This window comes from Chryseomicrobium excrementi, assembly GCF_002798305.1.
In the GTDB taxonomy this organism is placed as follows: Bacteria; Bacillota; Bacilli; order Bacillales_A; family Planococcaceae; genus Chryseomicrobium; species Chryseomicrobium excrementi.
In genome coordinates this window covers 295,387-308,052 of the sequence record NZ_PCGR01000001.1, presented here as the reverse complement: position 1 = coordinate 308,052, position 12,666 = coordinate 295,387, and the positions used below count along the sequence as shown (strand labels likewise).

The 12,666-nt window shown below is 40.1% G+C and carries 18 protein-coding genes and 1 riboswitch; of the genes, 2 read left to right on the top strand and 16 right to left on the bottom strand.

From position 1 onward, the window contains the following. Positions 1-15: 15 nt before the first annotated feature. The 8 genes from gcvT to comGA all read right to left on the bottom strand — a co-directional run bounded on the left by gcvT (position 16) and on the right by comGA (position 5,550). A complete protein-coding gene (gcvT, locus tag CQS04_RS01590) occupies positions 16-1,092 on the bottom strand; it encodes a glycine cleavage system aminomethyltransferase GcvT (protein WP_245858723.1) in 1,077 nt (358 codons plus the stop codon). 108 nt (positions 1,093-1,200) lie between these two features. Continuing rightward, positions 1,201-1,291, bottom strand: a riboswitch (glycine riboswitch). A 103-nt stretch (positions 1,292-1,394) separates the two neighbouring features. Next, entirely contained in the window at positions 1,395-1,916 is a 522-nt protein-coding gene (locus CQS04_RS01585) for a shikimate kinase (protein ID WP_100352459.1), read from the bottom strand. 190 nt (positions 1,917-2,106) lie between these two features. Beyond that, positions 2,107-2,544 carry a ComGF family competence protein gene (locus CQS04_RS01575; RefSeq protein WP_165775432.1) on the bottom strand — a complete coding sequence of 146 codons (438 nt, stop codon included), beginning with the start codon at positions 2,542-2,544 and terminating at the stop codon, positions 2,107-2,109. Next, complete coding sequence (locus CQS04_RS13690; protein WP_165775431.1) at positions 2,529-2,804, bottom strand: hypothetical protein; 276 nt, start codon at positions 2,802-2,804, stop codon at positions 2,529-2,531. The genes CQS04_RS01575 and CQS04_RS13690 overlap by 16 nt, the downstream gene beginning before the upstream one ends. After that, positions 2,797-3,237, bottom strand: a complete 441-nt coding sequence (comGD, locus tag CQS04_RS01570) for a competence type IV pilus minor pilin ComGD (protein ID WP_100352456.1) — start codon at positions 3,235-3,237, stop codon at positions 2,797-2,799. The genes CQS04_RS13690 and comGD overlap by 8 nt, the downstream gene beginning before the upstream one ends. Then, positions 3,221-3,532 (bottom strand): competence type IV pilus major pilin ComGC, encoded by a 312-nt coding sequence (comGC, locus tag CQS04_RS01565; protein ID WP_100352455.1) that lies wholly within the window; start codon positions 3,530-3,532, stop codon positions 3,221-3,223. The genes comGD and comGC overlap by 17 nt, the downstream gene beginning before the upstream one ends. 12 nt (positions 3,533-3,544) lie before the next feature. Then, a complete protein-coding gene (locus tag CQS04_RS01560) occupies positions 3,545-4,537 on the bottom strand; it encodes a type II secretion system F family protein (RefSeq protein ID WP_100352454.1) in 993 nt (330 codons plus the stop codon). Then, positions 4,534-5,550 (bottom strand): competence type IV pilus ATPase ComGA, encoded by a 1,017-nt coding sequence (comGA, locus tag CQS04_RS01555; protein ID WP_100352453.1) that lies wholly within the window; start codon positions 5,548-5,550, stop codon positions 4,534-4,536. The genes CQS04_RS01560 and comGA overlap by 4 nt, the downstream gene beginning before the upstream one ends. 219 nt (positions 5,551-5,769) lie before the next feature. On the opposite strand from comGA, the gene CQS04_RS01550 reads away from it, so the two are divergent. Beyond that, positions 5,770-6,012, top strand: a complete 243-nt coding sequence (locus tag CQS04_RS01550) for a DUF2626 family protein (RefSeq protein ID WP_094942117.1) — start codon at positions 5,770-5,772, stop codon at positions 6,010-6,012. A gap of 46 nt (positions 6,013-6,058) precedes the next feature. Here the strand turns inward: CQS04_RS01550 and CQS04_RS01545 are convergent, their stop codons facing one another. Further along, complete coding sequence (locus CQS04_RS01545; RefSeq protein ID WP_100352452.1) at positions 6,059-6,694, bottom strand: MBL fold metallo-hydrolase; 636 nt, start codon at positions 6,692-6,694, stop codon at positions 6,059-6,061. 144 nt (positions 6,695-6,838) lie between these two features. Between CQS04_RS01545 and CQS04_RS01540 the strand changes: the two genes are divergently transcribed. Then, a complete protein-coding gene (locus CQS04_RS01540; protein ID WP_100352451.1) occupies positions 6,839-7,015 on the top strand; it encodes a DUF2759 domain-containing protein in 177 nt (58 codons plus the stop codon). Between the two features lie 87 nt (positions 7,016-7,102). On the opposite strand, the gene CQS04_RS01535 is transcribed toward CQS04_RS01540, so the two are convergent. The 7 genes from CQS04_RS01535 to pstA all read right to left on the bottom strand — a co-directional run bounded on the left by CQS04_RS01535 (position 7,103) and on the right by pstA (position 12,666). Further along, positions 7,103-8,998 (bottom strand): LTA synthase family protein, encoded by a 1,896-nt coding sequence (locus CQS04_RS01535; RefSeq protein WP_100352450.1) that lies wholly within the window; start codon positions 8,996-8,998, stop codon positions 7,103-7,105. Between the two features lie 163 nt (positions 8,999-9,161). Next, on the bottom strand, positions 9,162-9,353 hold the full coding sequence (locus tag CQS04_RS01530; RefSeq protein ID WP_100352449.1) for a YqgQ family protein: 192 nt from the start codon (positions 9,351-9,353) through the stop codon (positions 9,162-9,164). Beyond that, the gene (locus CQS04_RS01525) at positions 9,353-9,922 is read right to left on the bottom strand and encodes a 5-formyltetrahydrofolate cyclo-ligase (protein WP_100352448.1); all 570 of its coding nucleotides are present in this window, start codon (positions 9,920-9,922) and stop codon (positions 9,353-9,355) included. Before CQS04_RS01525 ends, CQS04_RS01530 begins: the two co-directional genes overlap by 1 nt. A 115-nt stretch (positions 9,923-10,037) precedes the next feature. Next, complete coding sequence (rpmG, locus tag CQS04_RS01520; RefSeq protein ID WP_053588882.1) at positions 10,038-10,187, bottom strand: 50S ribosomal protein L33; 150 nt, start codon at positions 10,185-10,187, stop codon at positions 10,038-10,040. A 111-nt stretch (positions 10,188-10,298) separates the two neighbouring features. Next, positions 10,299-10,955, bottom strand: coding sequence for a phosphate signaling complex protein PhoU (gene phoU / locus CQS04_RS01515; RefSeq protein WP_100352447.1), 657 nt, complete (start codon positions 10,953-10,955; stop codon positions 10,299-10,301). A gap of 12 nt (positions 10,956-10,967) precedes the next feature. Then, the gene (gene pstB / locus CQS04_RS01510) at positions 10,968-11,762 is read right to left on the bottom strand and encodes a phosphate ABC transporter ATP-binding protein PstB (RefSeq protein WP_094942062.1); all 795 of its coding nucleotides are present in this window, start codon (positions 11,760-11,762) and stop codon (positions 10,968-10,970) included. Positions 11,763-11,787: 25 nt separating this feature from the next. Further along, positions 11,788-12,666, bottom strand: a complete 879-nt coding sequence (gene pstA, locus CQS04_RS01505; protein WP_100352446.1) for a phosphate ABC transporter permease PstA — start codon at positions 12,664-12,666, stop codon at positions 11,788-11,790.

The following is a 12,666-nucleotide window of genomic DNA, read 5'->3' as shown; positions in this document are numbered from 1 at the left end:
ATAGAGTCGCTCCTCTTATTTTTGTCGTTTGTAGAATGGTGTCGGGATAACTACCGCTTTAAGCTGTTTCCCTCGAATTTCAACAGTAAGCTCTTGTCCAATTTCGCCAAGCTCGGATTTGACTAAGGCGAGTCCAATATTTTTCTTTAAAGTGGGTGACTGGGTTCCTGTCGTCACTTCTCCGACCACTTGCCCATCAACTAGAACGGGATAGCCATGGCGTGGAATTCCTTTGTCAATCATTTCGATACCAACTAATTTACGAGGCTTCCCTTTTGCGATAATGGCTTCTTTACCGATAAAAGATTCTTTGGCAGTCTTAACCGCAAATCCAATACCCGCTTCTAGTGGAGAGATATCTTTAGAAAGTTCTTGTCCGTAAAGTGGCAGACACGCCTCAAAACGCAGGGTATCTCGAGCACCAAGTCCCGCAGGAACCAAGCCTTGATCAGCACCCGCTTCAAGTAATTTCGTCCACAGTTCTGGCAATGCTTCGTTGCGAGCGTAAAGCTCAAAGCCATCTTCTCCCGTATATCCAGTACGTGAAATGATGACGTCTTGTCCAGCAACTTGACCTTCTGTAAATGTAAAGAATTTCACAACATGTAAATCTGTTTCTGTCAGAGGCTGAAGGATATCGACCGCAACAGGTCCCTGAAGAGCAAGAAGCCCCCATTCTACTGATTGATCATCGATTAGAACATCGCCTGTCACATGTTCTTTCATCCAAGCGACATCTTTGTCGATATTCGAAGCATTGACTACGAGTAAGAAGCGTTCAGGTCCAAACTTGTAAACAAGTAAATCGTCTACAGTCCCACCATCTTCATAGCACATCGCTGCATACATCGCTTTTCCTTCAACAAGCTTGGACACATCGTTCGTTACAAGCTGCTGAATGAACGCTTCACTGTCAGCACCTGTGACCCAGACTTCTCCCATGTGGGATACGTCAAATAATCCAGCTTTCGTGCGGACTGCTTCATGCTCTTCTTTAATACTTGAAAATTGAACAGGTAATTCCCAACCACCAAAATCTATTGTTTTGGCACCATAATTAGCATACAGGTCATAAAGGGGTGTTCGTTGCATCTCAGTTCCTCCTTCAATGAAATTCATAGTATTGTGAATTTTTCGCATAAAAAAAGACAGCAACCCAATTTTCCGGGCTCTGTCCTACTATCTGAAAGTTCAGAGGTGCGTCCAGTACGAGTCTTTTTGCCTGAGAGATTCATGTTTTCACATTTGCTCCTTCGGCGACGCTGTTTGCGTTCTCTCCCCGTACGTTCATCCGCCAATTATGCTGTTTTCAATACCTACATCCTAACATTGTAAGATTGAAAACGCAATCTATTTCTGTTTTCCAGCTTATACACGAACTTTTTACAATAAATTCACTTTGAATATTCGCCTTTTAGACGATTTACTTGGAAAGCACAGTATTCGGTAATCTGCCGGAGTGTCTTTCCTTCTGTACGAATTACTATATGAGCAGTCTTCTTATAAAATGGGAGGCGTTCATAATACAAGGCCTCAATTTCTTCACGCGTGCTCCTTTGTACAATAGGACGATTTTTATCTCGGTGGATCCGCATCCAGATATCCGGAAAAACAGCATTCAAAAATAGCACCAATCCTGTTTTTCTCATGATGTTACGATTTTCTTCTGAGACAGCTACTCCACCACCCGTTGAAATGATACAGAATTCATCTCGAAAAGACTTCAAAAATTCAGTTTCTAATTTCCTGAAGTAAGGCTCTCCGTGCTTTTCAAATATTTCAGGAATGGTCAAGCCTTGCTGTTTGACGATTTCCTTATCCATATCGTAAAAAGGGATACGAAGAGCAAAACTCAATCGTTTTCCGATAGCCGTTTTCCCACACCCCATGAATCCTACTAGGTACACTTTCTTCATAGACTCACTCATTTACTTCAATTTGTTTTTTTCAGTATACACTATCCAAAGCTGTTGCGCTTTGTCACTATAAATTTTTTCCATAGAGTGATAGTAACTGAGTTTAGAAACATAGTTAGCACTTGTGAGCAAGATAATCGTTAGAAGAAGATGTAGGAACACTAATGTGAAGGGTAAAATAAAGCCTCTTTCACGGAACATACAACAGCATTTCCTTTTTATAAGTGGCTCCCGATAAAGCGGTAATCTCCATCTGTAACTTGTTGTCACCGATCAAAATCCTGCACGACTGGACTTCAAGTAGTACAGGTTCGTTTCCTGCACCATTTACTGTCTTTCGAAAGCGGTCTCCTACTTTCTCATAGCGTATAGAAGCTCCAGCACTATCCATTACAACAGAACAGCTCCCTAGATAGTTGCGAACATTCGTAGAGGAGTGGAGTACTTCTTGGAATTCCAGCCAAAAGGAGTCGACCTGCTGGACGTAAGGGTCGGCAAACTTTGAAGTGGTGGCAGCTGTAGATGCAATAACTGTCACTAACAAAGATAAGCTAGATAAAGAGATGACGAGCTGCAACAGCTGGTCTAGTAGAGAAAAGCCTTGCTGTGAATTTACTTGGAGATACACGAAATTTCGTCCGGACCTCTTGCCACACACCATAAGTCCCCCTTCCAATAACTCGTATACACTACTCCGTGATTTTCCCAGCTAGCAGGATGGGGTAGCAGACGATTCAGTTCATATTGAGCTTGTGCATCTGAACTTGCCCAAGTAGCATCTGATAAAGTCGCTGACATTTGCATTAGTAGTGGAATCACTAACGAAATGAAGACGAGTAAACAAGTGAATCCCACCAACGCTTCCAATGTACTAAATCCCTTATCCATCAAAACGCACGCGTCCTTTTCCTATATATAGCGTTAACGTGATTTTTCCTGAAGTTGTAGTAAAGTAACAGGTTCCAAAATTCACTACATTTCCAGTTGATGAGTACTCGATTGTCTTTAAATAAGAGCTTGATAAAAACTGAACTGTCTCTGGAAACAAGACCGTTTTTATCGTTTTGAATTGTGCGGTCATCGTATATTTTGATTCCGCATAGAAAAAACGGATAACTACTGGCGTATGAAGTTCAAGAGCTATTGCTTGAGCAGCAAGCAAGTCTTGTTCTAGTAATAAGAAGAACTGAGCTTCTTCAAGTTTGACAGACTGTCGATATGCAATGGAATTTGCGATGACTATACTCGATGTTAGAAGTGCTAGAATTAATAGAACTTCAATTAATGTAAAACCCGTCTCCCCCTTAGTCTTCTTTGACACCGATAACTCCAGCCACTATATCAAGTTCTGTTCCATCAGGACAGACTAGATTGGAATCCTTTACGAATCCTTCAGTCACCAAATCCACAAGCTCCGGTTTTTTCTTAAATTCTAGTTTATAGGCTTCTACTTGTGACGTCAGCATGGTTTTATATGCTTCACACCCTTTTGAATCAATGGTAGCTGTATGACGAGCAATATTTGGAATTGTAACTAATAATAATACTGAGATGATCAACAACACGACCATCATTTCCACTAAAGTAAACCCCTTATTCGATAACCATTTTTTCATTATTTATTCCTCCTATAGTGAGATGAGATTATACATGGGCAGCATGAGAGATAGATACGCACTGATCACCATGGCACCGATGATTAAAAACAATAAAGGTTGCGCCACTCCGACAAGCGCTACACTTCGTTTTTGTAGCCGTTCAATCGTAAATTCTTGATAAAGCCCTAACTCTTTAGCTACATAGCCATGAATTTCTCCATGCTCCGCATAACGAATCAAACTTTGTGGGACCCAGCCGCTTAGTCTAAGTGATTGGGAGAAGCTCTCTCCTCGTTCTAAATGCATGAGAATACTACGGCAGGCAAAGTGGACATTCCTTGCGCGAGAACTTTGTAAATAAGACAGAGACTGAGATAGTGTGAAACCACTATCGAGTAACAAACTGAGTTCACGGGAGATCCGGTATGCCGCTCCAGCATTTTGCAGCTGAGCGACTACGGGATACCCTCTCATATAAAAAAACCACCGATTCGATTTTGATTTCATCACAACAAGTAGAACAATACCGATGAAAGTAGCAAGAACGAAAAGAGTGACAATTATATAAAACGGCAACGAAAAAATAACTTTCACTTTACCGATAGCTTGTGGATTCGCGCGTTCTAAAACTGGCAAAAATATCGGTAAGAAATAGATTCTGAATGTAATGAACAGAATAGACATGAACAACAAAAGTCCTAATGGGTAGCTTAATGCCTTTACCAATTCTCCTCGAAACTGTTGCTGCTTCCTTATTTGCACACTAATGTGTTCCAGGACCTTCGAAAGTTGACCATGAATGCCCGCAAATTGTATGGACTCGACGATCACCGCACTAAATCCTAGGTACCGAAAGATCTCGTCGATTTCATGTCCTTCTTCAAACAACTCGTTTATCCGTCCAAGTTGGGTGCCATCACAATAAAAAGGAGCTAAAATTCGAATCGAATCTGTTGCAGAGATTCCTTCTGCCATAGCTATCACAATTTTTTCAAGAAACTCAGCCTGATCTTTTTTCTTCATCCTCTTACAGCTCGTTCGATTTGATAAGCAAGGGTCATAGTTATTGGAAGATATAACTTATTCCCACTTGCCAGATCACTTAAAAGCCCGCTAATCGTTTCAGATTCTACAATCTCGTAGATAGCACCTAATGAAGGAGCTTCCCCTTTTCGCACAAGCAAACGCTGTGAGATATAGGCTTTCGAGACCTGTTCGATTTCGTCTGCAGAAACTCCAAGGTCCAACAAGCGATAGATGGCACCTATTGTATCTTTAGCATGAATGGTTGAAATCACAAGGTGTCCTGTGAGTGCAGCCTCTACTGCTATCTTAGCTGTTTCCTGATCGCGGATCTCACCTATTAAAATGACATCTGGTGAATGACGTAAAATTGCTCTCAAGCCCGTAGCATACGATAACCCCGCCACTTCATTGACTTGCACTTGAAGAAGGCACTCCTGATTGATTTCAACCGGGTCTTCTAAGGAAATCACATGTCTAGAGAGTTCTTGTGAACAGTATTTCGTAAGTGCGTACATCGTCGTTGACTTTCCAGAGCCAGTTGGACCTACTAGAAGAAGCAGGCCTTGCCTAGATGCGGCGAGTTCACGGAGTTTTGCTGCTTGGTCTACTCGCAAACTAATATCATCAAGTGGCACAACCAAGTTTGGTTTTGCAATACGAAGTACAACACTTTCTCTTTTGGAAACGGAAATTAAAGTGGAGACACGGAAATGATAAGTCTCAGTTTGGATAGGTAAATGAAAGGCACCACTTTGGGGATTGCGCTTATTGGTAATATCTAGAGAAGATAAATACTTGAAGTACGTGATCATGCGATCACCAAAAGCATGGGGGATTGATCCAGCATCAAACATTTGCTGCTGTCTTCTAAAGAACACTTGATATTCTTTATCATGTGGAACGAGATGGACATCGGATGCTTCAAAAACGATTGCTTTTTCTAGAAGCTCCCTACTTCGTTGTTCGATAGGATTGGATGGGTTCAAAGTCAGCTCCTCTCTCCAGTACATCCTGACATCGCCAATCAGAATGTATCTTCAGTATACCTAATGATTTGACAATGTCTAGAGTTATTTCAGAATTATCAGAATGTTATTAAGGTGCCGCAACATGTGACAACATCTTGTCATTGTCAAAACGAGGATAGATTCTGTTTACATTCGTTTGCTACATACATTATAATAAGAGTGTGATTCGTCTGCCGTTAAAAGGAGGGACTCTTAATTATGATGGGCAATATGTATAAAGTAATGGCTTTTTGGACAGGTATTTTTTCTGTCATGTTTTATCTAGGTGATATGGTACCTGCTTCATTAATCATGTTAGCAAACACCGGTTTATTCCTTCTTCTTGGTTTCTTGAACTTATCTGAACGTATGTATATGTATATTTTCGGTGCGTACCTGATGTTCTTCTTCGCAGGATTTACGTACTACGCTTCATTTATTCATGTACCAGGAGCAGGTCACTAATCCAGAAAAACCAGATTCTCAAATTGAGAATCTGGTTTTTTTATGTTTAATTAAAACCATTTAAAAACGGGTTGCTATCCATCTCATCCCCAATAGTAGTTTCAGGTCCATGCCCGGAATAAACAATGGTCTCTTCTGGCAAGTCTAAAAGCTTTCGAGTGATCGACTGCATCAACGTCTGTAAATTCCCACCAACAAGGTCTGTACGTCCGATACTCCCATGGAACAGTACATCTCCGCTTATAACAAACCCTTGTTTTTTGAAATAATAGCTGACACTACCTGGTGAATGTCCGGGAGTCTCTAACACATTAAATGTGAACTCTCCCAATTCAATAGTTCCTTCTTTGACTTCCGTTACTTGTACATCTGCTTGAATATCAGGGAGCTCTGCATACTTTCCAGAACCATTTAATAGCGGATCTTGCAGCCACTTGACTTCCGCTTTATGCAGGTAGACAGGAAGTTGATAGCGGTCTACTAGCGCTTGCAATGCCCCGATATGATCGAAGTGAGCATGCGTCAAGAAAATAGCGAGCGGCTTCACTGAAGACTGCTCCAGCGCCTGAATGATTTTAGTAGGCTCGTCACTTGGATCAAAAATAAGTGCTTGTTGCCCAGAACGAATGATGTAGCAATTTGTTTGAATGGGACCTAACGGTAATCTTCGGATTGTTGTCATTTCTTTCACCTCATGTGTTAGTGTAACGCAACGTTCAAACAAATGTCATGAATCGTACTCGACAAATGTTCAAGAACAACGTAAAATAAAAGAGAAATATTTGTTTGCGACATTCATTTTCTGATGTCGAAAGGAGTGTCATCAATGAACTTATTAATCGTCATTTTTGGTTTAACTACGATTCTTGCAGCCGTAGGTACGTACCAAGCGTTCAAAGAAAGAAATTTCTTAGGCGTATTCTTTAATCTAGCAACACTTTTAGTGTTTGGATTCTTCTCTGTTATGACAGTAGTTAAACAAGGATATCCACCAGTGCACTAATCCATTCGTATCAGAAAGAGACTTCCTCGCTGGAAGTCTTTTTTTGTACAAAAAAATCCCTTCGCCAGGACGACGAAGGAATGAAATTTATTCGTTTATTGTTTCTTCTTCAATAAGCAACTGACCTGTTTCTCGGTTATAGAAACGAAGCAAGTCCCCATTGATTAGCTGATCTGAGTAGCTCAACTCTTGATTCGCAGCATCTGCCTCTTCTTGACAAGTAGCCACTTCAATCTCAAGTCCTGTTTTTGCGTCATAACATGTATTCTTCGTATAAACAAGATCTTCTGTTACGAATCCACCATCACGGAACACCACTTTCTGCTCGCGGTCTTCTGCAAACAAATCAGTTCCTAGTTGAATATCTTTAGAAGTTTCAATACCTGCCATGTGTAGGATTGTTGGACGTAAATCGATTTGCCCTGCTATGTCTGTACGCTCTCCACCAAGTCCACTATCAGGAATGTGGATGAACAGCGGCACTTCTTGAAGTCCTTGAGACACAAATGGCGTGACTTCTTCTCCAAGATACTGAGACATTGCCTTGTTATGGTTCTCCGAAATACCATAGTGATCTCCGTACATAACGATGATCGAATCTTCATACAGACCTTCTGCCTTCAGTTCATCAAATAGGACCCGTAAAGACTCATCCATATAACGTACAGTTTGGAAATAACGATTTAATGTACCCGAATTCGAATCGTATTCTGGAATCATCTTATCTTCTTCATCTAAAGTGAATGGATAGTGATTCGTTAACGTAATCATACGTGTATAGAATGGCTGTGGAATATCTTTCATTAACTGAACAGATTGTTCAAAGAATGGGATGTCTTTCATTCCCCAGTTGACAGCTTGCCCTTCTTCTACAGTATAACTTTCAATATCAAAGAACTTTTCAACGTTCAAAGATTTGTACATCATATCTCGGTTCCAAAAGCTTTTGTTATTAGCGTGCATCACAGATGTATGATAGCCATTTTCACCAAGACGTTCAGATAAAGAGTTATACGTATTTCCACCATGAGTGAAGAATACTGCGCCTCCTCCAAGAGGATACAGTGAGTTTTCTACGATAAATTCAGAATCGGATGTCTTTCCTAGACCCGTCTGATGATAGAAATTAGAGAAATACATTGTATCTTCGTCTTGCGTTAATTCATTTAAGAAAGGTGTGATGACTTCTCCGTTCATCTCTTCATTGATTACAAAGTTTTGTAAAGATTCCATGGAAACGACGATAATGTTTTTATCTTTTGCAATCCCTTCAAGAGGGGATTGATTTTCCACATGATTAGCGCGCACATAGTTGTTTACTTCAACCAGTTCACTTCCATCAGCAAATGCGCGTTGCGCCTGTGATTTAGACTGTACATAAGCATCATAAATATGGTAGTTGTAAGTACCGATGTTTTTCACAAGCATTTCACGATCAAAGCTACGAGTAAGAAGTTGCGGTCTTTCAATTTCGGCTAATCCAAGGTTTAAGAAAAAAATAGCTGCAGCAAATACGTAATACGCTTTGCGATGAATCTTATAAGCTTGTGATTGTACCGGTAGTTTTGCAATTTTACGAGCTAAAATGAATAGCAGGATCACATCGGCAAAATAGAATATGTCTGTAAAATAAATACTTGATGTTGCCGATCCACCTAGATCTCCAAAATTACTCGTCTGGAATAATACAGGTAACGTGATGAAATCCGTAAAGAAACGGTAAAAAACAACGTTTGCATATAAAACAATAGATAGAATAGTAGCTCCCGTTAGAATAAAGCGTCTTTGAGTCTTTTCTTTAGAAAAGAAGAGAGAAATCCCAAAGAACAACAAAATAAAGCTTAACGGGTTGATTAATAAAATTATATGCTGCATGATGTTCTCTAATTTCAGGTTAAAACTAATATGATAAACAACAAACGTTTTTAACCAGGTCAATACTATTGCAGCAAATAGTAAAGAATGTGTGGACCATTTTTTCATGGCCAACCCCTCCTTTATATAGGTAAACAAATTTAATATAGTTCATAAAATCTATACATAACATAAACATAATACCCTCTATTAGACGGAAGTATGCATGATAAGTTTCATTTTTAGTAAATACACGTCAAAAGACATAGTAAAATGTAAAGCTGATATGAAATTAGCTATGTTCTTGCCGACGTTTTCTAACAAGAACTTTAGCTTTCAAAAAATCTTCAGTAGGGAGTAACCCAGACTGATGCAACTCGTCTAATTCAAATTCCATAAGATCACAATCTGATTTTATATCTTTTGTGTACACATACGTACCAAATTTTTTTAGAAGTTGTTGTACATCATAAAAACTATTCATCACCCGTTACTCTCCACTCTTAAAATGTTCTTTTCTGTAATCAAATATTGGACAGGTACATCGTGATGTTCGATTGGTAGCTGTTCATATAACTGAAGACTAGCTACTAAAGAACAAGTCACACCTGTGTAATCTTCCAAGTAGCGGTCGAAAAACCCGCCCCCAAAACCTATGCGGTATCCTTTAGGAGTGAATACGACTCCCGGAACAATGATGCAGTCAATTTCTGATTTGCTAACAGCATCACAACTTGTTTCTTTAGGTTCTAATATCCCTTTATAACCAGGTTCCGTATCGGACCAAGAGTCTATTTTATAAAATTGCATCCCCTTTGTCGAGCCATCACTTTTCGGGGCACACACCCTCTTCCCTTGCTGCCAAAGATACGCTATAAGAGCTGCAGTTTCCACTTCAGGAAATCGGGAAAGTGTTACTGCGATTGTATGAAATGAGTGGCCATCAAAAAATTTCACAGCGTTCGCAATTATTTTGTGACTCAATTCTAAATGCTGTTTCTGCCCTAAACTGCTCATTTCAGCTAGGACTAAATTTCTTAATTCACGTTTCATCTTTCTCGCTCCTCTCACGAAGAACACCCATCTGAGAATTCAGATGAGTGGCCCGGGTTCAACTGCTTTTAAGAAAAAAACCAAAATCCGAGCGGGGATTTTGGTTGATCAGTTATTATTTCGTTTCACGGTGAAGAGTCATTTTCTTTTCACGAGAGCAATATTTTTTAAGCTCCAAACGCTCTGGATTGTTACGTTTGTTCTTTTTAGAAATATAGTTACGCTCTCCACAATCTGTGCATGCAAGAGTAATATTAACGCGCATTGTAGTCCCTCCCACTATATAAAGGATGTTTAAAATCATTTTGAGCTGATTTATACGACTTTCCTATTATATCATACTGACATAAAAAATCTAGTCATTTCTCAAAAAGATTTAGTTCAGGTCTACATGCTTTCCTTTACGCAAGTATAATAATTGCTCTGCCATATTTGTTGCATGGTCTGCTGAACGCTCTAAGTAGCGACAGATAAATGCCAACTGAGTAATTTGTGGCAGTTGTTCAGGTTGCTCAACTCCCGACCCAAGCAAATCACGTATTAACTGGCCATACATTGTATCAATTTCGTCATCAAGTTTCGCGATATGCTGCGCTTGTTCTACGTCTTCTGCAACGAATGCATCCAAAGTTAAACGCAAAATGGATACGACTTTGTCCTTCATTTGCTGAATCATCGGCAGTTGCTTTAAATGTTGTTGTGAACCGATGCGCTCTGTTTCTTTAGCGATATTCACTGCATAATCTCCAACGCGCTCCATATCTCCAGCGATTTTCACTAAAACCATCAAGCGACGCAGGTCTGTTGCAACAGGTTGTTGACGCGCGATTGTCAGGATTACGGCATCATTGATCTCTTCTTCAAGCTTATTAATTTCCGCATCTTTTTCTTTGATTTCGTTAGCTAATGTTACATCGTGATCTGCTAAAGCATCAACTGAATCACTTAGTCGCTGAATCGACAACTGACTCATATGAATCAACTTATCGTGTAAACTTTTTAATTCCTTATCGAACAATTCTCTCATTACCACTATAAATCCCCCTTAACCGAATCTTCCTGAAATATAATCTTCTGTACGCTGATCAGATGGATTCGAGAAGATGACATTTGTCTCGTCATACTCAACTACCTCTCCATTCAAGAAGAATGCCGTCTTATCTGAAATACGTCCAGCCTGTTGCATGTTATGCGTTACGATGATGATCGAGTAATCTTTCTTTAACTCCTGAACCAGCTCTTCCACTTTTAATGTACTGATTGGATCCAGCGCAGATGTAGGCTCATCCATTAAAATCACATCCGGCTCGATAGCAAGAGCACGTGCAATACAAATACGTTGTTGCTGACCACCAGAAAGGCTATACGCATTTGTAGTAAGACGGTCTTTGACCTCGTCCCAAATGGCAGCGCCTCGTAAACTTTTCTCAACGATTTCATCCAAGATCTTTTTGTTTTTGATTCCGTGGATGCGTGGCCCGTAAGCAATGTTGTCATAGATTGATTTCGGGAAAGGGTTTGGTTTTTGGAATACCATTCCTACTTTTGTACGAAGTTCTTCAACAGAGTAATCTTTTTCAAAAATATTTCGTCCACGGTAAGCAATTTCACCTGACGTTTTTACGCCCGGTGTCAACTCCACCATTCGGTTCAATGTTTTAATATACGTAGATTTCCCACAGCCTGAAGGACCAATGATAGCTGTCACTTCGTTTTCGTAAATTGGAAGATCGATATTTTTTAATGCATGGTTTGATCCGTACCACAGATTTAACCCTTTTGTATCGTAAACTATAGATGATGATTTTGGTTGAACGTTTGTTTCTGCTTGTTGTAGCATGTAAGTCTCCCCTTTTCCAAGGCGCTTAATAGCGCTTCTGGAATTTATTTCGAATGAGTACCGCGACTGAATTCATTAACAAAAGAACGGCCATTAAAACTATGATTCCTGCGGAGGCAACATTTTGGAAATCTGCTTGTGGACGTTTTGCCCAATCATAGATCTGCATCGGAAGTGCCGTAAATGTATCCATTACATCTGCAGGTAAGAATTGAATAATAACAGGAACTCCAATCACTACTAGCGGCGCCGTTTCTCCAATAGCACGAGACAAAGCCAAAATAGAACCTGTTAAAATCCCTGGAATTGCACTCGGCAATACCACTCGCAAAATGGTCTGCCATTTAGTTGCTCCCATTCCGTATGACGCTTGTCTTACTTCACTTGGCACTGCACGAATCGCTTCTTGTGAAGCCACGATGATGACCGGAAGAATAAGCAGACTCATCGTGAATCCTGCAGCTAAGATACTGTTCCCAAGAGCAAGCGCACGGACGAATATCGTTAGGCCTAAAAGTCCGAATACAACAGACGGAACACCTGCAAGATTAGAGATATTGACTCGGATAAAGTCATTCACTCGATTTTTCTTTGCGTATTCTTCAAGGTAAATGGCACTTCCGACGCCAAGAATCATGGAAACCGGGGCAACTACCGCCATTAACCAAAGAGACCCTATTAAAGCTGCTTTTATTCCTGCTTTTTCTGGAAAGCGGGAAGCAAAGTTTGTAAAGAAGTCCGAGGTCAAATACCCTAGCCCTTGAGACAAGATGCGATAAAACAAGACAGCAAGAGTAAGCAATGCAATCAATGTAGCCACAAAGAAAATTCCTTTAAAGACGGAGTTTAAAATTTTTCTCGAGTTCATTTTCTTCATGACACTTTGTTCTTCAATATAGCGCAT

Coding starts and splice junctions, on each gene's coding strand:
- gcvT (WP_245858723.1), bottom strand. CDS start 1,092: ATGCAACGAACACCCCTTTATGACCTGTATGCTAATTATGGTGCCAAA.
- CQS04_RS01585 (WP_100352459.1), bottom strand. CDS start 1,916: ATGAAGAAAGTGTACCTAGTAGGATTCATGGGGTGTGGGAAAACGGCT.
- CQS04_RS13690 (WP_165775431.1), bottom strand. CDS start 2,804: ATGGATAAGGGATTTAGTACATTGGAAGCGTTGGTGGGATTCACTTGT.
- comGC (WP_100352455.1), bottom strand. CDS start 3,532: ATGAAAAAATGGTTATCGAATAAGGGGTTTACTTTAGTGGAAATGATG.
- CQS04_RS01560 (WP_100352454.1), bottom strand. CDS start 4,537: ATGAAGAAAAAAGATCAGGCTGAGTTTCTTGAAAAAATTGTGATAGCT.
- comGA (WP_100352453.1), bottom strand. CDS start 5,550: ATGTACTGGAGAGAGGAGCTGACTTTGAACCCATCCAATCCTATCGAA.
- CQS04_RS01550 (WP_094942117.1), top strand. CDS start 5,770: ATGGGCAATATGTATAAAGTAATGGCTTTTTGGACAGGTATTTTTTCT.
- CQS04_RS01545 (WP_100352452.1), bottom strand. CDS start 6,694: ATGACAACAATCCGAAGATTACCGTTAGGTCCCATTCAAACAAATTGC.
- CQS04_RS01540 (WP_100352451.1), top strand. CDS start 6,839: ATGAACTTATTAATCGTCATTTTTGGTTTAACTACGATTCTTGCAGCC.
- CQS04_RS01535 (WP_100352450.1), bottom strand. CDS start 8,998: ATGAAAAAATGGTCCACACATTCTTTACTATTTGCTGCAATAGTATTG.
- CQS04_RS01530 (WP_100352449.1), bottom strand. CDS start 9,353: ATGAATAGTTTTTATGATGTACAACAACTTCTAAAAAAATTTGGTACG.
- CQS04_RS01525 (WP_100352448.1), bottom strand. CDS start 9,922: ATGAAACGTGAATTAAGAAATTTAGTCCTAGCTGAAATGAGCAGTTTA.
- rpmG (WP_053588882.1), bottom strand. CDS start 10,187: ATGCGCGTTAATATTACTCTTGCATGCACAGATTGTGGAGAGCGTAAC.
- pstB (WP_094942062.1), bottom strand. CDS start 11,762: ATGCTACAACAAGCAGAAACAAACGTTCAACCAAAATCATCATCTATA.
- pstA (WP_100352446.1), bottom strand. CDS start 12,666: ATGCGCTATATTGAAGAACAAAGTGTCATGAAGAAAATGAACTCGAGA.